At 66.3% G+C, this 24,340-nt stretch carries 27 protein-coding genes; 10 read left to right on the forward strand and 17 right to left on the reverse strand.

All coding sequences use genetic code 11. The annotated features are described in order from the left end of the window. Positions 1-76: 76 nt before the first annotated feature. The 8 genes from ACXMDM_RS01255 to ACXMDM_RS01290 all read right to left on the reverse strand — a co-directional run bounded on the left by ACXMDM_RS01255 (position 77) and on the right by ACXMDM_RS01290 (position 7,480). Positions 77-1,018 carry an NAD(+) kinase gene (locus ACXMDM_RS01255; RefSeq protein ID WP_071800271.1) on the reverse strand — a complete coding sequence of 314 codons (942 nt, stop codon included), beginning with the start codon at positions 1,016-1,018 and terminating at the stop codon, positions 77-79. Between the two features lie 15 nt (positions 1,019-1,033). Further along, positions 1,034-1,360: an NADH-quinone oxidoreductase subunit NuoK gene (gene nuoK / locus ACXMDM_RS01260; RefSeq protein WP_120352755.1), complete on the reverse strand. Its 327-nt coding sequence runs from the start codon at positions 1,358-1,360 to the stop codon at positions 1,034-1,036. Then, a complete protein-coding gene (locus tag ACXMDM_RS01265) occupies positions 1,360-1,989 on the reverse strand; it encodes an NADH-quinone oxidoreductase subunit J (RefSeq protein ID WP_071800273.1) in 630 nt (209 codons plus the stop codon). Before ACXMDM_RS01265 ends, nuoK begins: the two co-directional genes overlap by 1 nt. Continuing rightward, complete coding sequence (gene ndhI, locus ACXMDM_RS01270; protein ID WP_071800274.1) at positions 1,989-2,594, reverse strand: NAD(P)H-quinone oxidoreductase subunit I; 606 nt, start codon at positions 2,592-2,594, stop codon at positions 1,989-1,991. The genes ACXMDM_RS01265 and ndhI overlap by 1 nt, the downstream gene beginning before the upstream one ends. A gap of 143 nt (positions 2,595-2,737) precedes the next feature. After that, complete coding sequence (nuoH, locus tag ACXMDM_RS01275) at positions 2,738-3,880, reverse strand: NADH-quinone oxidoreductase subunit NuoH (RefSeq protein WP_071800275.1); 1,143 nt, start codon at positions 3,878-3,880, stop codon at positions 2,738-2,740. A gap of 69 nt (positions 3,881-3,949) precedes the next feature. Further along, positions 3,950-5,179: a citrate synthase gene (locus ACXMDM_RS01280; RefSeq protein ID WP_499569920.1), complete on the reverse strand. Its 1,230-nt coding sequence runs from the start codon at positions 5,177-5,179 to the stop codon at positions 3,950-3,952. Between the two features lie 41 nt (positions 5,180-5,220). Beyond that, entirely contained in the window at positions 5,221-5,766 is a 546-nt protein-coding gene (locus ACXMDM_RS01285; RefSeq protein ID WP_071800276.1) for a SixA phosphatase family protein, read from the reverse strand. A 4-nt stretch (positions 5,767-5,770) separates the two neighbouring features. Next, positions 5,771-7,480: a DUF3352 domain-containing protein gene (locus tag ACXMDM_RS01290; protein WP_071800277.1), complete on the reverse strand. Its 1,710-nt coding sequence runs from the start codon at positions 7,478-7,480 to the stop codon at positions 5,771-5,773. Between the two features lie 142 nt (positions 7,481-7,622). On the opposite strand from ACXMDM_RS01290, the gene ACXMDM_RS01295 reads away from it, so the two are divergent. The 3 genes from ACXMDM_RS01295 (at position 7,623) to ACXMDM_RS01305 (ending at position 10,120) form a co-directional block, all read left to right on the forward strand. Then, complete coding sequence (locus tag ACXMDM_RS01295) at positions 7,623-7,982, forward strand: rhodanese-like domain-containing protein (RefSeq protein WP_259722763.1); 360 nt, start codon at positions 7,623-7,625, stop codon at positions 7,980-7,982. A gap of 270 nt (positions 7,983-8,252) precedes the next feature. Next, positions 8,253-9,299, forward strand: coding sequence for an HrcA family transcriptional regulator (locus tag ACXMDM_RS01300; protein WP_120352825.1), 1,047 nt, complete (start codon positions 8,253-8,255; stop codon positions 9,297-9,299). A 53-nt stretch (positions 9,300-9,352) separates the two neighbouring features. Continuing rightward, positions 9,353-10,120 carry a proteasome-type protease gene (locus ACXMDM_RS01305; protein ID WP_259722764.1) on the forward strand — a complete coding sequence of 256 codons (768 nt, stop codon included), beginning with the start codon at positions 9,353-9,355 and terminating at the stop codon, positions 10,118-10,120. 265 nt (positions 10,121-10,385) lie between these two features. Here the strand turns inward: ACXMDM_RS01305 and trpB are convergent, their stop codons facing one another. After that, entirely contained in the window at positions 10,386-11,645 is a 1,260-nt protein-coding gene (gene trpB, locus ACXMDM_RS01310; protein WP_071800280.1) for a tryptophan synthase subunit beta, read from the reverse strand. A gap of 111 nt (positions 11,646-11,756) precedes the next feature. Between trpB and ACXMDM_RS01315 the strand changes: the two genes are divergently transcribed. Continuing rightward, the gene (locus tag ACXMDM_RS01315) at positions 11,757-12,083 is read left to right on the forward strand and encodes a translation initiation factor (protein WP_071800281.1); all 327 of its coding nucleotides are present in this window, start codon (positions 11,757-11,759) and stop codon (positions 12,081-12,083) included. 25 nt (positions 12,084-12,108) lie between these two features. Here ACXMDM_RS01315 and ACXMDM_RS01320 read toward each other — a convergent pair whose 3' ends face one another. After that, the gene (locus tag ACXMDM_RS01320; protein ID WP_083544387.1) at positions 12,109-13,224 is read right to left on the reverse strand and encodes an AI-2E family transporter; all 1,116 of its coding nucleotides are present in this window, start codon (positions 13,222-13,224) and stop codon (positions 12,109-12,111) included. Next, a complete protein-coding gene (gene purE / locus ACXMDM_RS01325; RefSeq protein ID WP_071800282.1) occupies positions 13,221-13,727 on the reverse strand; it encodes a 5-(carboxyamino)imidazole ribonucleotide mutase in 507 nt (168 codons plus the stop codon). Before purE ends, ACXMDM_RS01320 begins: the two co-directional genes overlap by 4 nt. Positions 13,728-13,869: 142 nt before the next feature. On the opposite strand from purE, the gene ACXMDM_RS01330 reads away from it, so the two are divergent. Continuing rightward, complete coding sequence (locus ACXMDM_RS01330) at positions 13,870-15,051, forward strand: N-acetylglucosamine-6-phosphate deacetylase (RefSeq protein WP_259722765.1); 1,182 nt, start codon at positions 13,870-13,872, stop codon at positions 15,049-15,051. A gap of 26 nt (positions 15,052-15,077) precedes the next feature. Next, positions 15,078-15,788, forward strand: coding sequence for a magnesium protoporphyrin IX methyltransferase (bchM, locus tag ACXMDM_RS01335; protein ID WP_071800284.1), 711 nt, complete (start codon positions 15,078-15,080; stop codon positions 15,786-15,788). Here the strand turns inward: bchM and ACXMDM_RS01340 are convergent. Genes ACXMDM_RS01340 through ACXMDM_RS01350 form a run of 3 tightly spaced genes read right to left on the reverse strand, consistent with a single transcriptional unit; the run spans position 15,736 to position 18,148 of the window. Then, positions 15,736-16,737 (reverse strand): pseudouridine synthase, encoded by a 1,002-nt coding sequence (locus ACXMDM_RS01340; RefSeq protein ID WP_259722766.1) that lies wholly within the window; start codon positions 16,735-16,737, stop codon positions 15,736-15,738. The genes bchM and ACXMDM_RS01340 overlap by 53 nt on opposite strands. Further along, a complete protein-coding gene (locus ACXMDM_RS01345) occupies positions 16,730-17,524 on the reverse strand; it encodes a response regulator transcription factor (protein WP_259722767.1) in 795 nt (264 codons plus the stop codon). Before ACXMDM_RS01345 ends, ACXMDM_RS01340 begins: the two co-directional genes overlap by 8 nt. A gap of 39 nt (positions 17,525-17,563) precedes the next feature. Beyond that, the gene (locus ACXMDM_RS01350; RefSeq protein ID WP_083544390.1) at positions 17,564-18,148 is read right to left on the reverse strand and encodes a hypothetical protein; all 585 of its coding nucleotides are present in this window, start codon (positions 18,146-18,148) and stop codon (positions 17,564-17,566) included. Positions 18,149-18,178: 30 nt separating this feature from the next. Between ACXMDM_RS01350 and ACXMDM_RS01355 the strand changes: the two genes are divergently transcribed. Next, positions 18,179-19,372 carry a cysteine desulfurase family protein gene (locus ACXMDM_RS01355; RefSeq protein WP_071800287.1) on the forward strand — a complete coding sequence of 398 codons (1,194 nt, stop codon included), beginning with the start codon at positions 18,179-18,181 and terminating at the stop codon, positions 19,370-19,372. Between the two features lie 26 nt (positions 19,373-19,398). Beyond that, positions 19,399-20,427 (forward strand): hypothetical protein, encoded by a 1,029-nt coding sequence (locus ACXMDM_RS01360; RefSeq protein ID WP_071800288.1) that lies wholly within the window; start codon positions 19,399-19,401, stop codon positions 20,425-20,427. Here ACXMDM_RS01360 and ACXMDM_RS01365 read toward each other — a convergent pair. Further along, positions 20,402-20,974, reverse strand: coding sequence for a DUF456 family protein (locus ACXMDM_RS01365; RefSeq protein ID WP_499569927.1), 573 nt, complete (start codon positions 20,972-20,974; stop codon positions 20,402-20,404). The genes ACXMDM_RS01360 and ACXMDM_RS01365 overlap by 26 nt on opposite strands. After that, on the reverse strand, positions 20,971-21,873 hold the full coding sequence (gene rsmH, locus ACXMDM_RS01370; RefSeq protein WP_071800289.1) for a 16S rRNA (cytosine(1402)-N(4))-methyltransferase RsmH: 903 nt from the start codon (positions 21,871-21,873) through the stop codon (positions 20,971-20,973). Before rsmH ends, ACXMDM_RS01365 begins: the two co-directional genes overlap by 4 nt. A gap of 47 nt (positions 21,874-21,920) precedes the next feature. Between rsmH and ACXMDM_RS01375 the strand changes: the two genes are divergently transcribed. Both ACXMDM_RS01375 and ACXMDM_RS01380 read left to right on the forward strand, forming a co-directional pair. Continuing rightward, the gene (locus tag ACXMDM_RS01375) at positions 21,921-23,105 is read left to right on the forward strand and encodes an NAD(P)H-quinone oxidoreductase subunit H (RefSeq protein WP_071800290.1); all 1,185 of its coding nucleotides are present in this window, start codon (positions 21,921-21,923) and stop codon (positions 23,103-23,105) included. A gap of 68 nt (positions 23,106-23,173) precedes the next feature. After that, positions 23,174-23,554, forward strand: coding sequence for a DUF2752 domain-containing protein (locus ACXMDM_RS01380; RefSeq protein WP_071800291.1), 381 nt, complete (start codon positions 23,174-23,176; stop codon positions 23,552-23,554). Between the two features lie 9 nt (positions 23,555-23,563). Here the strand turns inward: ACXMDM_RS01380 and ACXMDM_RS01385 are convergent, their stop codons facing one another. Beyond that, complete coding sequence (locus tag ACXMDM_RS01385) at positions 23,564-24,247, reverse strand: hypothetical protein (RefSeq protein ID WP_259722768.1); 684 nt, start codon at positions 24,245-24,247, stop codon at positions 23,564-23,566. Between the last annotated feature and the right edge of the window lie 93 nt (positions 24,248-24,340).

Raw genomic sequence — 24,340 nt, forward strand, 5'->3', positions numbered from 1 at the left:
GACCGCCTGCTTCCAACGCATCGGTCCATCCTGGCCGCCGGCGGCAGGCAGCTCGCTCCCTTGGCCGATCACACGATCAATTGTTCGATGGTTCACCGGAGGTCAGGTCACCTGCCCAGTGGAGCTTGTGGGTCAAGGTCCGGTAATAGGACGGGCTCTGCTCGAGCACCACCATCAGGGCGGAGTGCTCACAGCGTCGCACCAAGCAGCGGTCGCCAGGTTCCAGCACGGTGGCGTGGGCCCCGTCTTTCCAGAGCTTCACCCGGCGACTGGCCTCACCCAGGGGCAACACCACCAGGGTCGAACCGGGGGGGACCACCAGGGGGCGGCTGGAGAGGCTCATCGGACAGATCGGATTGACCACAATGGCATCGATGCCAGGGTGCAGGATCGGTCCACCCGCCGCCATCGAATAGCCAGTGGAGCCGGTCGGCGTGGAAATGATCAGGCCATCGCCGCGGAACTGGTCCACCACCTCCCCATCGATCTCCAGCTCCAACAGGCAGGTGGGTGCAACTTCCTCCAGGCAAGGACGGAAATAGAAGTCATTGAGGGCACGATGCAGCCCTTGCCCGTCAGGCAGGCTGCGGTCGTCGGGCGCGCCATCACCGTGGTCGACGACAGCCTCGAGCATCATGCGGCGCTCCAGGGCAAAGCGGTCATCACGCAGCCGCTGCCAGAGATTGTCCGGGGTGCTGGGCGAAAGAACCAGCAACTGGCGCGCCTGCGTGAGAAAACCGAAGTGGCCACCCACGTTGAAGCTGAGGATCGGCACCCCCAAGGGGCCCAGGTGCCTGGCGGCGCCCAGCACCGTGCCATCACCGCCGAGCAGAACGGTGAGATCTGGCAGGCGCGGTTCTGTGGCCAGCAGGCCGGGGAACGGGTTGGCGGCCAGACCACTGGTGGCGACCGTGACCTCAATGCCCTGGCCCTTGAGATCGGCCGCACAGAGTCGGCCCTGTCGCTGGGCCTCCTGACTATTGCTACGCAGGATCAGCCAGACCCTCTCAAGCTGCATGAAGAGGTTGAGAGATCACCAGCGCAGCAGGTTAAAGCGCTCCATATCGACGGTTTCGCGGTTCCGATAGAGAGAGAGCAGGATCGCCAGGCCCACAGCCGCTTCAGCCGCCGCCACGGTGATCACAAAGATGGCAAACACCTGACCACGGATCAGCTGGCCATCGATGTAGCTGGAGAAGGCCATCAGGTTGATGTTGACGGCGTTGAGCATCAACTCGATACTCATCAGCACCCGCACAGCATTGCGGCTGTTGATCAGACCCCACACCCCTGTGCAGAAGAGAATCGCCGCTAGCACCAGATAGGCTTGCAGGGGCACATCAATCGAATTGGTCGTCATCATCGTCTGGTCTCCAGAGCGGTGGGTTCAGCTGGGGGGGTCTCGATCAGCAGGGGAGTTCTGGACTTCTCGATCAGGGCCTGATCGGCATCATCACCGGTGACGATGTCGACACTGAAGACATCGCGCCTGGCCAGCACAATTGCACCGATCATCGACATCAGCAGCAACACCGAAGCCAACTCAAAAGGAAGGAGATAGTCGGTGAAGAGATGGATGCCAATCCGGACGGTGGCGTCATCGCCGATCGGACTGGGGCCAGGCACCGCCCATGGCGTGGTGAGATCGACCCGCAGCAGCAACAGGAAGAGGCCGAGGCAAACACCACCGGAGAGCAGGCGACGCAAAGCTAGACCTGGAATGTCCGCCATCGCCTCCTTCTTGTTGACCAGCATGATCGCAAACAGGATCAGCACGTTGACCGCGCCGACGTAGACCAGCACCTGGGCAGCAGCAACGAAACTGGCGTTGAGCATCAGATAGAGGCCCGCCACCGACAGAAAAACGCCGCCGAGCAGAAAGGCCGAATAGACGATGTTGGGCAGCAGAACCACGCCGAGTGAACCGAACACCACGGCGGCCGACAGAATAAGGAAACAAATTCCCTGGGTGGTGGAAGCGATCGTCATCAGGCTGACTCCCCATTTGAACCGGCCTTGAGTTCAGCCAGCACCTGTTCGGGCAGCTTGCCGGCCCGGGGCCGGGCTGGATCGACGCCGTGGGGATCCATCTCACCTTTGGGCAGATAGGCCAGCTCTTTGAAGGCGGTGACGGCCGGATCACTGGTGACGCTGGTTGGCAGCCGGCCAAGGGCCACATTGTCGAAGTTGAGGCTGTGGCGATCAAAGGCCGCCAGCTCATACTCTTCGGTCATGGAGAGGCAATTGGTGGGGCAATACTCCACGCAGTTGCCGCAGAAGATGCAAACACCAAAATCGATTGAGTAGTTACTCAGCTCTTTCTTCTTGGTTTGCTTGTTCATCGCCCAATCCACCACCGGCAGGTTGATCGGACACACCCGCACACACACTTCACAAGCGATGCACTTGTCGAACTCGAAGTGGATCCGGCCCCGGTAACGCTCTGACGGGATCAGCTTCTCGTAGGGGTACTGAACGGTGATCGGCCGCCGGCTCAGGTGGTCAAAGGTGACCGACAGGCCTTGGGTGATGTAGGAGGCGGCGCTAACAGCCTCTTTGGTGTAATCGCCGACCTTTTGGAGGAATCCGAACATGGCTGGAGAAGTCGGAAGGTGAGAGGGGAGAGGGGCTACCCGGGCAACCCGAAAGCTGTAACTGAGCCCGCCTGCGGAAACGGAGTTTTGGAGGGAGTTCTGGAGAAGGTACTTCTACTCACTCATGATGGACGAACGCTGCCTTAACCGCCGAAGAAGGCAGGAAAGGCCAGCTTCAATCCGGCGGTGACCAGCAGATTGACCAGGGCGATCGGCAGCAGGAACTTCCAGCCCAGATCGAGCAGTTGGTCAATCCGCACCCGGGGCAGGGTCCAGCGCAGCAGGATCGCGATGAACACCAGCAGGTAGGCCTTGAGCACGGTCATGACGATACCCAGCGAGCCCGTGATCACCTGCACGACAGGGGCATCGACGGACTGGCCAATCGCCCCGGCTAACCACTCCACCGGAATCGGGAAGCCCCAGCCGCCTAGATAGAGCACCGCCACCAACAGGGCCGAGAGCACCAGATTGATGTAGCTGCCCAGGTAGAAAAGGGCGAACTTCATGCCGGAATATTCCGTCTGGTATCCGGCCACCAGCTCCTCTTCTGCCTCGGGAAGGTCGAAAGGGAGGCGCTCGCATTCGGCCAGGGCGCAGATCCAGAAGATCAGGAAGCCCACGGGCTGGCGCCAGATGTTCCAGCTGAGGATGCCGGCCGTGTTCTGCTGGTTGACGATGTCGATGGTGCTGAGCGAGTTGCTCATCATCACCACCGCCAGCACCGCCAGGGCAAGGGGAATCTCGTAGCTGATCGACTGGGCCGCCGCCCGCAGCCCACCAAGAAGCGAATACTTGTTATTGCTGGCGTAGCCACTCATCAGCAGGCCGATCGGCTGGATGCTGCTGAGGGCGATCCAGAGGAACACGCCGATGCCCACATCGCTGATGAGCATGTTCTGGCCGAAGGGGATCACCAGCCAGGAGAGGATCACCGGGATCAGCACCAGGATCGGGCCGAGGGTGAACAGCAGGCCATCGGCCTTCGCCGGGATGATGTCTTCCTTCCAGAGCAGCTTGAGGCCGTCGGCGAGGGGCTGCAGCACCCCAAGGGCGCCGGCATATTCCGGACCGATGCGCTGCTGAACGGCGGCGGAGATCTTGCGCTCCAGCCAGACGTTGACCAGTACGCCGATCACCGCGGCGACCAGCACCAGCAGCATGGGCAGGGGCAGCCAGAGCAGGTGGGCGGTGCCCGGAGTGAGGCCGAAGCCCTCCATGGCCGTGGTGAAGCTGCCTTGAAGGTCAAGGCCCGTACTGACCGCCGCCAGCGGAGATCTCAGCATTGTCATGGACTCTGGCGCGGTCATCATCACCACAGCGTCAACTGCCGAATCGGATCCGGTGCATGCAAGTTAACCGCCACCCGCGGCATTTCGGGCATCCAGGGGCACCCAGCTTCTGCCGGAACTGCCGGTATAGATCTGGGTGGGCCGGTAAATCCGATTGGCACCGAGCTGCTCCTTCCAGTGGGCCAGCCAGCCCGCCACCCGGGCGATCGCGAAGATCGGCGTGAACAGGTCGCGGGGGATGCCGAGCTTGCGGTAGACGAGGCCTGAATAAAAATCGACATTGGGGTAGATGCCCTTCGGCCCCAGCCGCGTGGCGGCCGCCTCCTCAAGGCGACGGGCCAGGTCGTACATCGAATCGTGGCCGAAGCGGTTGAAGAGTTGCTCGGCCAGGTCTTGCAGGATCACGGCGCGGGGATCCTTCACCTTGTATTCGCGGTGACCAAAGCCCATGATCTTCTGCTTTTCAGCGATGGCCCTATCCAGGTAGGGCTCCACCTGGTCTTCCGTGCCGATCTGCTCGAGCATGGCGAGCACGTCTTCATTGGCGCCGCCATGCAGGGGGCCAGCCAGGGTTCCCACTGCCGAGGCCACCACCGCGTAGGGGTCGGTGAGGGTGCTGGCGGTGACCCGGGCGCTGAAGGTGCTGGCGTTGAGGCTGTGCTCGGCGTGAAGGATCAGGCAGGCGTCGAAGATCCGAGCGGCGAGGGGATCGGGCTCCCGCTCGGTGATCATGTAGAGGAAATTGGCCGAATAGGGGAGATCGTCGCGGGGCTGGATGGGATCTTGGCCTTTGCGGATCAGCTGGTAGGCCGCCACCATCGTGGGGATCTTGGCGATCAGTCGCATCACCGCGTCAACGATGTAATCGGGATCGTCGAGGGCGCGGCGTGAATAGAAGAGCCCAAGAGAGGCGGCGCTCGACTGGAGCGCATCCATCGGGTGGCCGTCCGCCGGGAAGCACTTCATCATGTCGCGGATACGGAAGCTCACCCGACGGTGCATCTGGACATCGTTCTCGAAAGCGCGCAGCTGATCGAAGCTGGGCAGATCGCCCCAGATCAGCAGATAGGCCGTTTCCAGGAAGCTGCTGTTGGCCGCCAGCTCATCGACGCCATAGCCGCGGTAGGTGAGTAGACCCTTCTGGCCATCGATGTCGCAGATGGACGACTGCGTGGCCGGGACGCCTTCAAGTCCGGGCCGGAAGGCCTGGGCGGCTGGGGCCGCAGATTTCTCTGCCGCAGATTTCTCTGCCGCAGATGTATCTGCCGCAGTCTGCGCTGCATCCACCACCATCGCCAACGCCACCAATGGGAGTCGAATTTAGGGCCAGCTCCTCAGGGGCGCCGTAGCGGCGCTGACAGGCTGCGGGGCGTGAGCAGGAGCATCAGGCAGGCCCGGCCGAGACATCCATCCGGCTCCGGACTGCCGGCAGGAAGCTCCAGCAGCGCCACTCCGGCTTTGCGCAGCCGCAGGGCTCCAGGCGGCGCCCCGCACAACCGGGCGGCCAGGCCGCTCAGATCCGGCTCATGGCCCACCAGGCAGAGCCGCCGCCAGCCTGGCAGGGGCGGCTGCGCCCCCAGCCAGGGCAACAACAGATCGAGGGGATCGGCCTCCGGTGCCAGTTCAGGCGTCTGCTTCAGGCGGGGGGCCAAGCCGCCCGCGAGGGCAAGATCCGCGGTTTCGCTGGCGCGCAGCAGGGGGCTCGAAAGGATCTGATCGCAGCCCAGTCCCAGGCCCACCAACTTTTCAACCACCCAGGCGGTGCGTTGGCGTCCCTCCTCAGTGAGAGGCCGCTGCTGATCGGCCAGGCCCAAACGCCCGGCCAGCTCCCGGTCGAGAGCAAGCCCATGGCGCAGCAGCAGCAACTGGGATGTCCCCATCGGCTCAGCCCAGCTCCAGCCGGCCCCGCAGCCGCAGGGCCGGTTCGGCCTCTGTGTCTGCGGGAGCCTCCGCTTCCAGGCTGAAGGCGAGACCGTCGATCGTGTTGGCCAATGGGCTGCCGGCAAGCCCGGTGAGCAAGCGCCAGGGCTGCCACAGGGCCAGCAGCCTGCGGGCGGGCTCTGGGGCCAGGGCCGCTTGAAGCGGAGCCAGGGGCGACCCCAGGGCCTGCAACTGAAGGAGCCGCTCCTTGGGAGGCTGACGCCCTTCAAGCTGGGCGTCGAGTACGCCCAGCCCTTCCGCCCACCAGGCCACGCCGTTCTGAACGGCTCGGGTGCCGGCCACGCTGGCCTGGAGCTGGTCCGCGTTGCCTTGACGAGGGGCCGCCTCCAGCCGGGTCCAGACCTGCAGAGGCATCCGCTCGGAGCGGATCAGGGGGGCAGAGATCAGGCCATCGGCGCTGAGCGAGGGTTGGAGCTGGGCGGCGCTGGCGGAATCGCGGCTCGTTGCCAGCAACCAGCCTTTGGCCTGCTCGGCCCAGAGCAAGGGGCCCTGATCGTGACGGCTGACAAGGGCGGGAAGGGGTCCGGCCAATCCGAGCAGGCTTTGGTGCAGCAGCGGAGCCAGCAGGCGCTGCCAGAGCGCGAAATCAGTGGCCACAGCCTCGGCATCGAAGCGGTCCTGCTCGCTGCCAAGCGCACGCTCCTCGCTGCTCGCTGGCTGTGGTGAACCCGATGCGTTCGGGGGCTGCGATTCCTGCAACAGCAGGGCCGGGTTCTGGATCAGGGCAAGGCTGCTGGCCGGACTGCGCAGTTCCGAGAGCAAGGGCGGCTGGAGCTCGAGCTGAAGCGACGGCAGGGCTTGGCGCAGGTCGATGTCGGACTCAAGCCGTAACGCCCGACCCGAGGGAGAAAGGGCCGCCACCAGACCAACCACGTCTGGATCGGCCCCAATCTCCGCCGGAATCCCCAGCCAATCGGCGAAGACGTCGGGCCGGGCCGTGATCAGGGCAATGCCCTGGCCAAGACGTTGCAGATCGGCGGCCAGTCGTGGGTTTTCCGCCTGGTTGAGCTCGGCGATCTGGGAGACATCCAGGGCCTGCTCGAGCACACCGCGACCTGAGGCCACCAGGACCAGCCGGTCATGGATCAAGGCCGTGGCGAGGGGCCTGGCCCGCTCGCCCGTCACGCCGCCACGACCGCTGATCAGCCCCATGCCGCGATAGCTGCTGATCTGCAGTTCCGTGCCCGCCAGGCTGCGGGTCTGCCAGAAGCGCTGCAGGAAGAGGCGGGCCCCCTCCGCATCACGACTTTCCATGGCGAGCAGCCAGCCCGTCGGGCCAGCGGGGCCCTCGGGAGCCATCAGGGCCAGGCTGGTCTGGGAGCCCAGCCAATCGGCCAGCTCACTGGCGTAATCCAGTCCTGCAGCTGCAAAGGCGCCATCACGCAGGCGCTCGACCGCGGCCACTGCCCGGCGCCGCTGCCTTGCTGGAGCCATGACCCTGGTGTAGGCCACCAGCCCATCAGGATTGGTCAACAGATGGAGGCTGAGAGGGGCGGTGCGGGGAATGAACCGCGCCGCCTCAGGCATCGGCAGGCTGCGATGTTGCAGGTTGAGCGGGCTCTGCCGCACCACCAGCCACCAACCGCCGACGCCGATGGCGAGCAGGGTCAGGGCCACGGTCAGCACCAGCACCAGGAAGGGGCGCCCCTTCATGCGTCCAAGGCAGGATTCGCCTCATCCTTATGCATCCAGGCTGCTTTGCTCGCGCTAGCGGTGGTCTTCTCAGGCATCCGGCCTGACCTCGTAGGACCATCCAGCCTCGCTTCTGGCCCCTCACTCCCGGGAAACCCCTTCGATGAACCCTTCCAAACCCCATCCCCCCTCCAGCCTGCGGGCCCAGGAGCTGCAGGCCAGGCTCGCTCGAGGAGAGGCGCTGCAGTTGGTGGATGTGCGTGAAGACGCCGAACTGGTCCAGGCCAACCTGGGTGAGGGCGTGATCCACCTGCCCCTGAGCCGCTCGCAGGAGTGGATGTCTCAGATCGGCTTGCTGCTGGATCGGGACCGGGAGGTGGTGGTGTTCTGCCATGCGGGGATTCGCAGCTGGCAGTTCGGCTGCTGGCTGATCGAAACCCAGGGATTCGATCAGGTCTGGAACCTGCAGGGCGGCATCGACGCCTGTAGCGTGGAGGTGGATCGCTCGGTGGCCCGCTACTGAAACCCGCCACCAACCAGCCTTGCCGACCTGCAGCTTGCAACAGGGGAAGCAATACGATCCCCACGACTTACACAAAACCCAAAAGACTGTTCGCAATAAAGCAAAGCAAGAAGCTGGATTCATCCAGGGCAAAGTGCTGATAAAGGGCACGTTATTCACCCAAGTCCTTCTCTGCCGGCCAAGTGAAGAAGGCACAGCTTAAAATCACATAGCGCAGAAGCTGTGCCATAGAGACTAGAATCCAATTTGAATCAGTTCAATCACCAAACGTTGCCAGACCTGACACGGCGGGACCAACAGGTGCTAAGTGCAACCATTCAGCACTACGTCGACACGGTGGAGCCCGTGGGTAGTCAGACCCTGGTGAAGCGTTTCGATTTCCCGGCCAGCCCCGCCACAGTGCGTACCGCCATGGGGGTGCTGGAGCAGAAAGGTCTGCTGGTCCAGCCCCACATCTCCGCCGGCCGGGTTCCGAGCCAGCTGGGCTACAGGTTGTTTGTTGACGATCTGCTGCCAGCCCCCGGCGCCGGCGCCCTTCAGCTGGAGCGTGAACTGCTGGCTATGAGCCTGAAATGGGCGGCACTGGATGATCTCCTGATTCATCTGGCCCGGCGGCTGGCCGATCTCACCGGACTGCTCAGCCTGATCACCCGCCCACAACGCCTGCAGTCGCGGCTGCAGGCAACGCGGCTGGTGGCGGCCGGTGATCGGCTGCTGATCTTTTTGGTCGAGAACGGAGGGGTGGCCTGCAGCCTCAATGTGCGGCTGCAGGCCGGAACCGAACCGGAACTGCCTGCCCTAGAGCGCTGGGTGAATGATCAGCTCCGAAACAATCCCGATTCCACCATCCGCTGGCAGAGGCTCCCTCCCCAGCTGCAAACCAGTGGCCGGGTGGTGCTCCAAGCCCTGAGCAGCCATCAACTGGCCCGCAGGGCGGATGGCGAAGGAGCCGTGGCCCTTGGCCTCGGTGGCCTGCTGGGCCAACCGGAGTTCAGCCGCACCGCCAGCTTGCGGCCGCTGATTCAGCTGGTGGAAGAAGACCCCCAGAAACTGCTGCGTCGCGACGTCAGCGATCGCGACGGAATCCCTGCTTCGCTGATGGCCCTGCCCATGGCGATTCCCCTCGACGGGGTGTGGATCGGCGCCGAACACCCCCACCCGGCGCTCAACCAGTGCGCGGTCGTGCAGGCCACCTACGAGGCGGGCGATGGCAGCCGCGGCCAGGTTGCCCTGGTCGGGCCGATGCGGATGGCCTACGCCACCGCCCGCGCGGCGGTGCGCTCAGTCGCCAGTAGCCTGCAGCGCCTGCTCAGCTGAGGCCACGAGCATTGACCTATTGCGTCGGTTTTTATCTGGAGGATGGGCTGGTGATGGCCTCAGACTCCCGGACCAATGCCGGTGTGGATTACATCTCCAGCTATCGGAAGCTGCATGTGTTCCAGCCCAGCCCCGATCGCCTGTTCATCCTGCTGGCGGCCGGCAACCTGGCCACCACCCAGGCCTGTTTGAACTGGATCAGCCGCGATCTCGACCAAGCTCGCCTGGACGGTTCAAAGCCCAAGCCGCAGGCCTCGCCCGAAGCCGGCACGCCCCCCGACCTGCTGAGCGCAACCTATCTGTTTGAAGCCGCGGCCTACATCGGTCGGATCAGCGTGGCGGTGCAGGAGGCGAATCACTCGGCCCTGCGGCAGGCGGGCGCCAGCGGTGAGGCCACCTTCATCCTCGGTGGGCAGATCGCCGGACAAAGCCACGGGCTTTATCAGATCTATCCCCAGGGCAACGCGATCATGGCCACGCCGGAAACACCATTCCTGCAGATCGGTGAGAGCAAATACGGCAAGCCTCCCCTCGATGGCGTGGGCCATCACAAACTCTCACTCGAAGACGCCGCCCGGCTCTGCCTGGTGTCGCAGGTGATCACCCGTCGCTCCAATCTGACCGTCGGCCCCCCCTTCGAAGTGGCGCTCTATCGCCGCGACAGCCTGGAGATCGCCCATCAGCTCAAACTGGAGCGCGGCCATCCCGAGATCAGCCAGATCAACAAGGCCTGGATCGAGAGTCAGCGGCAGGCCCTCCAGCAGTTGCCCCGCTTTGCCTGGGAAGCCGAAGCCGACTCCCAGGCCTCCGCCACCCGCTGAGCGGTCCCCCGTCCCCACCCACGCACCTATGCAATCGGTGTCCAGCGGGATCTCCACAGGGCATCTGCCCGATACCGACGTGGTGCAGGAGCTGGTGCGCGAAGCCCACCGGCGCTTTGGCCCCATCAACGAAGGGCTGGTCGCCGATTACATCCCTGCCCTGGCAGCCGCCGCTGCCGATCACTTCGGCATCTGCGTGGCCGGCAGCATGACCGCCGTGGCCCCCGGCAACGGCGCGTGCGGCCAGCTCACCGCCCGTTTCCTCTCAACCGGCCATCGCATCGCCGAGCCGCTCGGCCACAGTGGTCACATCCTTGTCGCCGCGGCCAGAGAGGTTGATCACCACCTCCGTGCCCGGCGCCAGCGTCGGACAGAGCGACTCCAGCCAGGCAAAGGCATGGGCCGTTTCAAGCGCCGGGATGATGCCTTCGAGCTCGCTGACCCGCTGCAGGGCATCCAGGGCCTCCTGGTCGGTGACGGCGGCGTATTCGGCCCGGCCGAGCTCCTTGAGATAGCTGTGTTCCGGCCCGACGCCGGGATAGTCGAGGCCGGCGCTGATCGAATGGGCCTCCTGGACCTGACCCTCGGCGTCCTGGAGCAGCAGGCTCATGGCCCCGTGCAGCACGCCGACGCGGCCCTCGGTGATCGTGGCGGCGTGGCGCCCGGTGGCCACCCCCTCACCGGCAGCCTCCACACCGATCAGGCGCACGGAAGGGTCGTTCACGAACGGATGGAACAGCCCCATCGCATTGGAGCCGCCACCGACGCAGGCCAGCAGCACATCAGGCAGGCGACCGAAAGCCTCGGCGCACTGCCGCTTGGTTTCGTGGCCGATCACGGCGTGGAAATCGCGCACCAGCATCGGGTAGGGGTGGGGGCCGGCCACCGAGCCGAGGATGTAGTGGGTGCTCTCCACGTTGGTCACCCAATCGCGGATGGCTTCACTGGTGGCGTCCTTGAGGGTGGCCGTGCCGGCTGTCACCGGCTGCACCCTGGCTCCCAGCAGGCGCATGCGGAAAACGTTGAGGGCCTGGCGGCGCATGTCCTCGGCGCCCATGTAGACCACGCATTCCAGCCCGAAGCGAGCGCAGACGGTGGCAGTGGCCACGCCGTGCTGGCCAGCGCCAGTTTCAGCAATGATCCGCTTCTTGCCCATACGCAGGGCCAGCAGGGCCTGGCCAAGCGCGTTGTTGATCTTGTGGGCGCCGGTGTGGTTGAGGTCTTCGCGCTTCAGCCAGAGGCGCGGGCCGCCCTCGGGGCGCTGGTAGTGGGCGGTGAGTCGCTCAGCTTCATAGAGCGGGGTGGGCCGGCCCACGTAGGTACGCAGCAGGTGATCCAGGCGGGCGGTGAAGGCGGGATCGGCCCAGGCCGCCGCTGCTGCCGCTTCCAGCTCCGCCAGGGCCGGCATCAGCGTTTCCGGCACGTACTGGCCGCCGAAGCGACCGAAGCGACCGGCCGCCGTTGGCCGCACCGATGCGGCCAGGGTGGCGGGATCCGGATGGACGGAGGGGAGCGTGCTGGTCACCGGAAGAGGGGCGTGATAAGTCCAGCCTAGGAAGCTGGCTTCAACGCTTCGCTGGCGATACCGGCGGCTGGGCCGTTGCGCTGTGATGGAGGCGTCGCGACAACGGGCGCCATGGGCAAGGGAGGTTGGCAAGAATTCAGCAGGCCCGAGAGCACCGAAAGGGCGGGCAGCTCAGGCGCCGGTGCGGCGGCCCGATCCCAGCAGCGGGTGCGGGTGCAGCGCACCAAGGCCGGCAAAGGCGGTAAAACCGTAACTGTGATCACCGGGTTGGAGCTCAGCGACAGCGAAGCCAGCGGTCTGCTCAAGCGGCTCAAGACCTCCGCCGGCAGCGGCGGCACCCTCAAGCAGGGCCAGATCGAGCTGCAGGGAGATCAGCTGGCCATCGCCTTGGCGACGCTCAGCCAGGAGGGCTTCCGGCCAAAGCAGGCCGGCGGCTGACGTGGGCATCGGTGTGTGAATCGGCTCAGGGCCCGCGAACGTCCAGGCCGGCCTCACGGCCACGGATTTCGCCAGGCTCAGGCAGTCCCAGGCGGCAGGCGAGCTCATCGAGAAAGGTTTTCAGGCAGCTCGCCACCGGCACCGCCAGCAGCAGGCCAAGCAGGCCGCCGAGGCCGAGCAAGCTGCCGATACGGGCGCCGATCGGCAGGCTGACCAGCAGCCAGGCCGGCTGCAAGCCAACGATCTGACCCATCAGCCTGGGCTGGATGATCTGGTCGACCACCTGACCCACCGTGATCGCCGCCACCAGCACCTCAAGACCCGTGCGGGGATCATCGAGAGCCAGAAGGCCACTCACCAGGACGATCGTGAAGGCGCTGGCATAGGGAATCAAGGTGGTGAACCCGATCGCCACGGCGAAGAGCACGCCGTAGGGGATGGCCAGCAGGGCGAAGACCACAATCTGGGCAGCGCTGAGGATCAAGGCCAGCACCACCTGGCCGGCGAAATAGCCGCGGAAGGTGCGATACAACGTGCCCAGCACCATCGCTCTCCAGCTGGCCGGCAGCCAGCGTCCGAGCCCACGGCTGATCGACTCACCACCGATCAGCAGGAACACGGCCAGCACGATCACAACCAGCGTGTTGATCGTCAAGGTGAGCGTGGCGCCCAGCAGGCTGAGCAACCGCTGGCTGAGCTGGCTGGCGAGCTGGGTGGAGCGGGTGAGCAGCTCACTGCTGAGATCGCCGAAGTCGGCCGGCAGACCATGGGCCGTCGCCCAGCTCTGGGCCTCATTCAGCAGCAATTCACCTTGAACCAGCCAGCGGGGCAAGGCCTTGAGCAGATCGCCCAGCTGGTCTACCAGGCGCGGCACCAGCACCAGCGACACCAGCACCAGCAAGCCCAGCCCCAAGCCGAGCACCAGGGCAAGCGCCAGCAGGCGGGGCACCCCGCGACCCGTGAGCCAGCGGCTGGGGATGTCGAGCAGGAAGGCGATCAGGGCGGCCGTGAGGATCAGGGCCGGGAACGGCGCCAGCGGCAGCAGCAGCTGGCGCAGCACGAACACATTGAGCACCAGCAGCGGCAGGGCCAGACCCAGACGCAGGGACATCGGCACCGTCACGGTCGCAGCCTTGGTCATGACGGGGGGGCCTCCATCGCCCGGAGGTAGGCCGCCATCCCGAACGCTTCAAGACTGGAATCCTTCGCCCTCACCTGATCATGCAGTTCGGCCCTGTAGGCCATCAGCTGTTCGCCCAGGACGGGATCCGCCGTGGCCAGGATCTGGGCCGCCAACAGGCCGGCGTTGCTGCCGTTGCCGATCGCCACGGTGGCCACGGGAATGCCAGCCGGCATCTGCACGATCGAAAGCAGGGAGTCGAACCCCGAGAGGGCGCGGCTCTGCACCGGCACCCCAATCACCGGCAGGGGGGTGAGCGCCGCCACCATCCCCGGCAGATGGGCCGCCCCGCCGGCACCGGCAATGATCACCTTCAGGCCCCGGCCGTGGGCCCCGGTGGCGAACTCCACCATCGCCAGCGGCGTGCGGTGGGCCGAGAGCACCCGCACCTCCACCGCCATTCCGAAGCGCTCCAGGATCTGGACCGCCGGCGCCATGGTGGGCAGGTCGGAATCGCTGCCCATCACCACCGCGACCTGACAGGCGCCAGGTTCCGTTGCTGGCCGGGGTGTGGGGATGGCCGCAGCAGGCCTGGGCTCAACGTCCAAGGGAGGAGGGCAGCGAAGATGGCATTCTCCCGCTCCTGGCGCCTCGCCGCCGAAGGTCATGCGCTGGCTCAGCAACGTCCGCCTTCCAGGCGCCGGCCCAAGCGCGGGCAACGACGACCAGCGCTGGCGGATCGGTGTCGATGAGCAGGGTCAGATCGCCTGCGTGCGGCCGCTGCAGCCCGGCAGCAAGGCTGCCGGCGACGACTGGCAGGGGAACTGGCTCAGCCCAGCCGGCGTCGACCTGCAGATCAACGGCGGCCTGGGCCTGGCCTTCCCGGAGCTCCAGCCCCACGACCTGCCCCGCCTGCTGGAGCTGCTGGAGCTGCTCTGGCGTGATGGGGTCGAGGCGATCTGCCCAACCCTGGTGACCTGCGCGGTGGAGCCCCTGCGCCAGGCCCTGGCCGTGCTGGGCCAAGCCCGCGCCCAGCACCGGCCGGGCCGCTGCCTGCTGCTCGGCGCCCACCTGGAGGGCCCGTTCCTGGCCACGGCCCGCCGCGGCGCCCACCCCGAGCAGCACCTCTGCCCGCCCAGCCTGGCGGCGCTCCAGCAGCGGATCGGCGGCTTTGAAGACAGCATCGATCTGGTCACCCTGGCCCCGGAACTCCCCGGCGCCGGCGCCGTGATCGAGGCCCTGCGTGCCCGGGGCATCGTGGTGAGCCTGGGTCACAGCGCCGCCACAGAAGCCGAAGCCGACGCCGCCTTCACCGCAGGCGTTTCGATGCTCACCCACAGCTTCAACGCGATGCCCGGCCTGCACCACCGGGCGGCGGGTCCGATCGGCGCGGCACTGCGGCGCGGCGACATCAGCCTCGGGCTGATCGCCGATGGGGTGCATGTGACCCCCACCATGGCGGTGCTGTTGCAGCGGCTGGCGCCCCGGCACGTGGTGCTGGTCAGTGATGCGCTCGCTCCCTACGGGCTCGAGGAAGGCCGTCACCGCTGGGATGAGCGGACGTTGCTGGTGGAAGGCGGCAGCTGCCGGCTGGAGGACGGCACCCTGGCCGGCGTCACCCTGCCGCTGCTGGAGGGGGTGGTGCGGCTGGCCCGCTGGAGCGGCGCCCCGGGGCGGGCGATCGCCGCGGCCACCGTGCTGCCAAGGTGGGTGCTGGGCGATGACCGGCCGCTGGAGGCGATGCTGGTGGGCCTTCCCCTGGGCGAGGCCCTGCGCTGGAGCCGCCCGGCGCCAGGCGATCTGCGCTGGCGGCGGGCCGGGGCCAGCTGGGGCGGGGAGTCTCCTTAAGATTCGGCCGGTTGCACCCTGTCTCGATGTCCGCTGAACCGTTGCTGGAGAAGGCTCTGGAGAAAGCGGAGGTCCGCGACTACTTCAACAGCACGGGCTTTGAGCGCTGGAATCGCATCTACAGCGACAGCGACGAGGTCAATAAGGTGCAGCGGAACATCCGCATCGGCCACCAGAAAACCGTGGATCAGGTGCTGCTGTGGCTGCAGGAGGAGGGGAATCTGGCTGGGCGCAGCTTCCTCGATGCCGGCTGTGGCGTCGGCAGCCTCAGCCTTCCCCTGGCCCAGCTCGGTGCCGGCAGCATCGCCGCCAGCGACCTCTCCGAGGCGATGGTGAACGAGGCGGGCCGCCGGGCCGCAGCGGCTGATCTCGGCCCAGAGCGCATCCAATTCAGCGCCTCCGATCTCGAAAGCCTCAGCGGCCGCTACGACACGGTGATCTGCCTGGATGTGTTCATCCACTACCCCCAGGAGCCCGCCGAGCAGATGGTGCGCCACCTGGCCTCGATGGCCGAGCGCCGGCTGCTGGTCAGCTTCGCCCCCTACACCCCCTTGCTGGCCGCGCTGAAATCGATCGGTCAGCTCTTCCCCGGCCCCAGCAAGACCACCCGCGCCTACACCCTGCGCGAAGACGGCATCGTGGCGGCAGCGGCAACGGCAGGATTCCAGCCCTTACGCCGCAGCCTCAACACGGCCCCGTTTTACTTCTCGCGGCTGATCGAATTTGGCCGGAGCTGAGCAGGGCCGCCGGCAAGGGCGCCTCCAGCGCCAGCTCCTCCCCCCCCGGCAGTAACAGACGCAAGCGGTGGGCCCGCAGGGTGTACCCACCTTCGCCGGGGAGGGCCTCATCGCGAGCCCCGCCGCCAGCTCGATACAGCGGATCGCCCAGCAAGGGCGCCCCGAGGCTGGCGGTGTGGATCCGGATCTGATGGGGCCGTCCGGTCACGATCGCCACCTCCACCAGATCAGCCTCAGGGCGGCTCTCGATCAGGGTCAGCTGGCTGAGGGCCGTCAGGGCTCCGGGAGCCTCCGGCGGCACGGCGCACCAGACCTGGCCCAGCCGGGGATGGGGCACGCGCCCGATCGCGGCGTGGATCCAGCGGCTGAAACCGGGCTGCTGTGGCAGCACCCCGGGCCTGATCAGGGCGCGATAAAACTTGCGGCAAGAGGCCGGATCGCTCGTTCGCAGCTCGGCACTGAGCCAGGCCCGGGTGGCGGAGCGGCGCGCGCAGACCAGCAGCCCGGAGGTGAAGCGGCCGAGGCGGTGCACGGGCCTGGGAGCTGGCCCTGAACCCGAACCGCCAAAGCGGCGCTCCAGCAGGCGCAACAGCGTGTGCTCCAGGTACCCACCCGCCGGCAGCACCGGCAGCCCGCTGGGCTTGTCGATCACCAGCAAGTCGCCGTCATCGTGGATGACCTCCCAGTGATCCGGCACCGACGCTTCCAGCCAGGGGGGCCGCTGCCACTGCAGGCGGTCACCGCTGGATAGGGTGAAATCGCTGCGCAGGCGCTGGCCGTTGCACAAGACTTCGCCGGCCGCGAGACGCTGCGCCCAGACGCCCTGATCGGAATGGGCGTAGCGGCCGGCGTAGAACGCGCTGAGGCTGGAGCCGGCCTCAGCGGGCCCGATCCGGTCGCGGTAGGTCCAGCCGTTGTTGGCAGAAGCCGGCCGCCACTGCTCAGACAACCAGGCCGTTCTCCAGGGCGTAACGCACCAGTTCGGTGCGGCTGGTGGTGCTGGTTTTGATGAACAGCCGGCTCACGTACTTCTCGACGTTGCGGATGGAAGTTTCCAGCCGTCTGGCGATTTCCTTGTTCATCAGGCCCTCGGCCACCAGCTGCAGCACGCTTGCTTCGCGGGGAGTGAACTCATGGCGCACTGGAGCCGACGCCTTCTTGGCACCACCGAGCTGCAACAGGGAGCGGATCTCGGTGATCTGGCGAGCCATCTGGCCGATGTCGGCATCGGCGTAACGGGCGGCCTCCGCCAGCAAACGCTCCTGGCGCCGCACCACGTTGCGCACCCGGGCCACCAGCTCGTCGGGATCGAAAGGTTTGGGGATGTAATCGTCGACGCCGGCCTGGAAGCCCTCAATGCGATCGGCCGTCATGCCCTTGGCGGTGAGAAAGATCACCGGCGTACCGCCCAGCCGTTCATCGGAGCGCAGGCGCCGCAACAGCTCATAGCCGTCGCAGCGGGGCATCATCACGTCGCTGATCACCAGATCGGGCAGCAGCTCCTGGGCTGCCGCCCAGCCCTGGTCGCCATCGCTGGCGGTGGTGACATCAAAGCCCTCGTCCTCCAGGTAGGCCTGGACGGCGTTGCGCAGACCCGGTTCGTCGTCGACCAGCAGCAGCCGGGCTGGCGGCAGGGCCGCTTCAACGGGTGCCTCTGATGCCGTGCCCTCAGAAGAAGTGCCCTCTGACGCCGTTGTTGCCGCGTCCTGGGGAAGGGCGGGGATGTCTTGGCTCATGAACCCAGAAGCACATGTTGGGAATCTATCCAGTAGGGCTCAGGGGAAGCCCAGAGGCAGCACCGTCTCCCGCTCGACCCGATGGCCGCTGTAGCCGAGCTGGAGAGCCAACGGACGCAGGCCGGCGGGATCCTTGCCGGCCTGCTCGGGAAAACAGGTGGCCCACCAGACCAGATGGTCGATCCGGTTGACCGAGGAGATCGCCCCACCGGGGTTGAGTTCGCGCAGGATCAAAGAGCGGCCGTTATTGGTCACCCGCGTCGGCGCCGAGGGGGAGCAGCGGATCGTTTCGCTGCGCACCTTCACGTCGTCGGGGACTTCCTCCCAAACCTTGATCCGCCAGAGGTCTGGCTGTGATGGATCCGGCGTGATCCCGAACACCCCCAGCGCCTCGGGACCACCGCGGATGGTGCGCTCCATCAGCAACGCCATGCCCGCAGGACGGTTCTGGGCCGGGATGCCGACCCTGGTGCCCTGGGCGACGGCAGGAACCAGCGCGGCCCCCAGGCCCAGCAGGGCCGTGATCACGCCAACGGGCCACAGTTGGCTCAGCGACGGCCGGCTGCGATTGATCCTGTTCCCTGCCATCGGATGGCTCCACCAAGGCAGACGTGTTGTCAGCATGGAACGGTTCGTCTCTGTTGAAAAGGCCGGATGGCACGCCGGGGCGCTCCAGCGGACGGTTCGCTCCAGGGTGCACCGCCCCCCTATCTCGATCACCAGGCCACCACGCCCTGTGATCCTGCCGTGGTCGCGGCGATGGCGCCCTACTGGAGTGAGACCTTCGCCAACCCGGCCAGCCGCCTGCACCGGCCAGGGCTGGCGGCGGCGGCGGCGGTGGAGCGGGCCCGCCAGCAGCTGGGGTTCCTGTTGGGGGTGGGGCCTGAGCAGGTGGTGTTCACCAGCGGCGCCACCGAAGCGAACAACCTGGCCCTCAAGGGCTTGGCCGAGGCGCGGCTGAGCCGGGGCCGCCACCTGGTCTGCCTGGCCAGCGAGCACCGGGCCGTGCTCGATCCGCTGCGCTACCTGGCCGGCCACGGCTTTTCACTCACCGTGCTGCCCGTAGGGGCCGATGGCCTGGTGGACCTGGAGCAGCTGGAGGCCGCCCTGCGGCCCGACACTGTGCTGGTCAGCGTGATGGCCGCCAACAACGAGATCGGGGTGCTTCAGCCCCTGGCCTCGATCGCTGCGCTCTGTCGCCGGCGGGACATCGCCTTTCACTGTGACGGCGCCCAGGCCTTCGGCCAGATCCCCCTGCAGCCGGCGGAGCTGGGCATCGATCTGCTCAGCCTCAGCGGCCACAAGATCTACGGGCCCAAGGGGATCGGCGCCCTGGTGATCGATCCAGCCCTGAACCTGGCCCCCCAACAGCATGGCGGCGGCCAGGAAGGGGGCCTGCGCGGCGGCACCCTGCCCGTTCCCCTGATCGTGGGGCTGGCGGTGGCCGCGGAGCTGGCTATGGCCGACCGCGAGAGCCGCCGGGTGCGGCTCGGCGGCCTGCGCGACCGGCTGCTGGCCAGGCTGCTGGCCCTTGGCGGGGTGCGGCTCAACGGCAGCCTGGAGGCGCGCCTGGCCCACAACCTCAACCTCAGCTTTGACGGGGTGGATGGCAACCGCCTGCACAGCCTGCTGCGGCGGCGGCTGGCGGTGAGCGGCGGTTCGGCCTGCAGCAGCGGCAACCCCTCCCACGTGCTGGCCGCCCTGGGTCGCAGCCGGGCGGAGGCGGCGGCATCGATTCGCTTTGGCCTGGGGCGCAGCACCACGGCAGAGGAGATCGATTCGGCCGCCGCCGCTGTGATCGAGAGCGTGGAAACCTTGCGCCACAACCCGATGACAACCGGCCCATAAGCTGGTTTTAAGCTCGCCAACAGCTGATGCCGCTCGTCCAGGGAATCGACGGCCAGCCTCCGATTGAAGGCCGTCCGGCCGAAGCGGGAGAGCGAGCGGCAGCGCAGCCCCTGCAACAGCGCCGACTCCGTTTCCTTGGCGTCGCTCTGAATCGCCTGCTGGGCCTGCTCGGCACGGCCATGTTGTTGTCTGCGGCTGGCCGGAGTTTGGGGGTGGATGGCAGCCAGGCCACCACGGTTCAAGGGGTCGTGGCGCTCTGCGGTCTGGTGCTGCTGGTGGCCGCCATCCGGCGCAGCGGCCTGGGCCTGCTCGCGGCCGCTGAACGGCCAGCCGGGCGCAGCCGTCTGATCCAGGCCATCGGGCTGTTTCCCTTCCCGGCGATGGGCGCCTTCGTGATCTATCGCCTCGGCGTCACCGACATTGAGGCCTACCAACCGCTCGTGAGCGAGGGGAGCCTGGTGGAGTGGCTGAGTTTCCTGCTCTTCCTGGCGGCAGGCGTGATCGGCCTGCTCAGTGCCAGGGCGGAATGGCGCTCCGGCCAGGCTCTGCTGGCGGGCGTGTTCCTCGGATTCGCCCTGCTCTGCCTGTTCGTGGGCCTGGAGGAAATGAGCTGGGGTCAGACGATCTTCAACTGGGACACCCCGGAGCTGTTCAACGAGGTCAATGCCCAGAAAGAGACGAACCTGCACAACCATGTGGGGTTCAAGGACAAGCTCTGGGCCAGCACTGCGGCGGCCTTCCTGGTGATCACCCTGCTGATACCGCTGCGCTGGCTGCTGCAACGGCAGGGCTGGCTGCGCTCCTGGTCGGCCGTGGATGCGGCCTTACCGGTGGGCTGTCTGATCGGCTACTTCCTGCTCGCCACGGCCATTTACATCCCGGTGGCGCTGGAGAAGGGAGGCCTCGACGTGCCGGTTCTGGTCACCCGCGACCAGGAAGTGGCGGAGCTGCTCTTCGCCTTGGGAGTGTTGCTGCACGCCTGCAGAAACTACCTGCACTGGGCCGCTCCGATCCGCAGCAAAACCAGGCTCAGCCCGGCAGCAGCACAGCGCTGAGCAGCACGAAACCAACCACCCCCAGTACCGCCAGCAGGGCCTGGGCCACCCGGCTGACCAGCATGCCGGCGACCACCGCCAGGCCCACCAGCAAGGAGCGGCGCAGGCGCAGCAGTCCGAGGGGCCCCAAGGCGCTGGGCGCGCTGATCAGCTCCCCCAGCGAGGCTCCCGCCAGCGGCCCCACCAGGGCTCCCAGCAGCGGGCCGCCCACAGGCAGGGCCGGCAGCAGGCCGAACAACCCCACCACCAGGCCCAGGGCCGCACCGATGTAGGCCCAGCGGGTGGCCCGCAGGCGCGCCGCCCCCAGCACCACCCCGAGGGCATCGGCCCCCCAGCCCAGCAGCAGGATCAAGCTGGCGAAGCCGATCTCTGGCCAGGCGGTGGCCCAACCCACACCCCAGACCCAGAGCCCGGCCCCGAGCGGCAGAAAGATCAATCCGGGCAGAACCGGCAGCAGGGTGCCGGGGATCGCCAGCAGCTGGATCAGCAGCGCCGCCCACCAGAGCAGGTCGCTGCGCGAGAGCTCCGGCAGGGAAAGGTCGATCACGGCAAGCGTCGCGCCAGACGCAGCTTGGCCGATCGGCTGCGGGGATTGGCCTCCTGTTCGGCTGCGGAGGCCACCAGCGGCTTCCTGGTGATCCGCTCCAGGCGTCCATCGCCCAGGAAGGCCGTTTTGACGCGCCGGTCTTCGAGCGAGTGGAAGCTGATCACGGCCAGAACCCCTCCGGGTTGCAGCCAGTCGGGGGCGCGCAGCAGCCACTGATCTAGGGCGGCGAGTTCATCGTTGACGGCGATGCGCAGGGCCTGAAAGGTGCGGGTGGCTGGATGGAGGCGGCCGCGGCGGGCCTTGGGGGGATAGCAGCCGGCCACCAGATAGGCCAGAGCAGCGGTGCCCTGCGAAGAGCCGCTCCAGGGCCGCTTCTCGACGATCCGCCGGGCGATCCGCCGGGAAAGGCGCTCCTCGCCGTAGGCATAGATCAGATCGGCCAGCTCGGTTTCGCTGAGACGATCAATCAGCTCGGCGGCCGTTTCCCCGCTCTGGGGATCCATGCGCATGTCGAGGGGGCCATCGGCGCGGAAGCTGAACCCCCGTTGGGCTTGATCCAGCTGCGGACTGCTCACGCCCAGGTCGGCCAGCACGCCCCGCACCGGCCAGGGCGGTGTGAACGCCGCGAAATTGGAGGCCACCAGCCGCTGCCGATCGCCGAAGGGGGCCAGCCGATCGGCAGCGGCAGCCAGGGCGGCGGGGTCGCGGTCGAGGCCGATCAGGCCCAGGGCGGGGTGGGCCTCCAACAGCAGGGCGCTGTGGCCGCCGCCGCCAACGGTGGCATCGATCAGCCAGTCGGCAGGGGGGGGCGCAGGGACAGGCCCAGCGGCGCAGACCTCGGCAAAAGCCGCGATCAACGCTTCGGCCAGAACTGGAACGTGATCAAACGACTGAACCATGGGTTCCTTCCTAAGATCCCGGCATTCGCCAGCAGTTCTGGGACCCCATGACGCAGCTCGAAACCCGCACCGAGCCGATGGTGGTCAACTTCGGCCCCCATCACCCCTCGATGCACGGAGTGTTGCGGCTTGTGGTGACCCTCGATGGCGAAGACGTGGTGGACTGCGAGCCGGTGATCGGCTATCTGCACCGCGGCATGGAGAAGATCGCCGAAAACCGCACGAACGTGATGTTCGTGCCCTATGTGAGCCGCTGGGACTATGCCGCCGGCATGTTCAACGAGGCGATCACGGTGAACGCCCCTGAGCGGCTGGCGGACATCACGGTGCCGAAGCGGGCCAGCCACATCCGGGTGTTGATGCTGGAGCTCAACCGGATCGCCAACCACCTGCTCTGGCTTGGTCCATTCCTGGCGGATGTGGGCGCCCAGACCCCCTTCTTTTACATCTTCCGCGAGCGGGAGATGATCTATGACCTCTGGGAAGCAGCCACAGGCCAGCGGCTGATCAACAACAACTATTTCCGCATCGGTGGCGTGGCGGCCGATCTCCCCTACGGCTGGTTGGAGAAATGCCTCGATTTTTGCGACTACTTCGGGCCAAAAATCGATGAATACGAGAAGCTGATCACCAACAATCCGATCTTCAAACGCCGCATTGAGGGTCTGGGGGTGATCAGCCGTGAGATGGCGATCAACTGGAGCCTTTCCGGGCCGATGCTGCGCGCCTCTGGAGTGCCTTGGGATCTGCGCAAGGTGGATCACTACGAGTGCTACGACGATTTCGAGTGGGACGTGGCTACCGCCAGCGAAGGCGACTGCTACGCCCGCTATCGGGTGCGGATCGAGGAAATGCGCCAGTCGCTGAGGATCCTCAAGCAGGCCGCCAAGGCCATCCCCGGCGGTCCTACCGAGAATCTCGAAGCCAAGCGGATGATGGAAGGCAAGGGCGGCGATTCCTCTGGCTTCGATTACCAGTACATCGCCAAGAAAGTGGCTCCAACCTTCAAGATTCCAGGCGGTGAACTCTACGCGCGGCTGGAATCCGGAAAAGGAGAACTGGGCGTGTTCATCATGGGCAATGATGATGTCACTCCCTGGCGTTGGAAGATCCGGGCGGCCGATTTCAACAACCTCCAGATCCTCCCCCACATCCTGACCGGAGCCAAGGTCGCCGACATCATGGCGATCCTCGGTTCGATCGATGTGATCATGGGCTCCGTCGACCGCTAACGGCTGTGTCCCAGACGGTTGGGCCTCTGAAATCAGCTCGTCGCCGTCGTTCAGCGTTCCTGAACCGATTGCGGGCCTCGGGCTATTGGGTCCCGGCTCTGCTGACCGGCTACCTGGCGCTCAAGGGCCTGCACCCGGATCTGCCTGGCTTGGCCTGTCCCTTCCGCGCCCTGACAGGCATTCCATGCCCCACCTGCTATCTGACCCGATCCATCAGCGCCAGCCTGGTCGCTGACTTCGGAGAATCCCTGGCGCTGCATGCCCTCGGCCCGCTCGCCGCGGCAGGACTGATTCTTTGGTCGCTGCAGGCGATCCGCCAACGGGAACTGTGGCCTAGGGGGATCTCATCTCCCCGGCTGGTGGCTGCCGCAGCCCTGCTGGCCGGCTACTGGGCGTTCCGCATCGGCATGACCTACGGCGCCGGAATCAATCTGTTTCCGGCGTTCTGAACCTGGGGATCAACGCACCAGACCCTTGTAATAAACAGCGTTTTGAAGATAGAAGCTGGAAACAGGAACAGCCACCAGGGCGCCAAGGCCGCAGGTACACAGGGAGACCACAACGGTGACCGCCCAGACGATCACCTGCAGCCCCACGAACGAAAGGCCATCGGGAGATTTATAAACGGCCTGAAACGAAGAGGTGAAGGCTTCGATCACCGTGGCATCGCCGTTAAAGATCTTGTTGACATACACAGGGGCAACCAGTGCCACGGCAATGCCTGGAAGGACACAAAGCAGCAGCCCAATTGCCGAGGTCAGCGCAAAAAGAAGGCCTGCCAGAAAATAGCGTTTAGGACGTTCAAGCAGCGTTTTAAAAGCCTGCCTTGGCGCGATCGTCTCACCCGTTGAATAATGCAGCGCCGGCACCGCAACCAATAACACACCAACCAGACTGGAGAGTATCGAGAACGGCAGCTGCCCGACCTGGCCCAACACCAGACCAATCGATGCGGCAGTGTCCACCTCCGGCCCGCCAGCAACTGCAAGACCAAGCAGGCTGAACAGGAAGTAAACGAATACGCCAACAGCGGAGATGGCAATCGTGGCCACCCAGATCAGCAGGATGGTTGGGACATGGGGGATGAAGGCTGTCCACGCCTTGTTGATCGTGGGAGCCTCGTAGGCAATTGGATCAGCCAAAGATCGATAGACGCACGACTGCAAACCTACTGGAGGCTCCTGTGCGCAGCAACGGCGAAGCTGAAGGCAAGAGGGCGGAGTCAGGCTCGATTA

It is taken from the genome of Synechococcus sp. CS-603 (genome assembly GCF_977929215.1).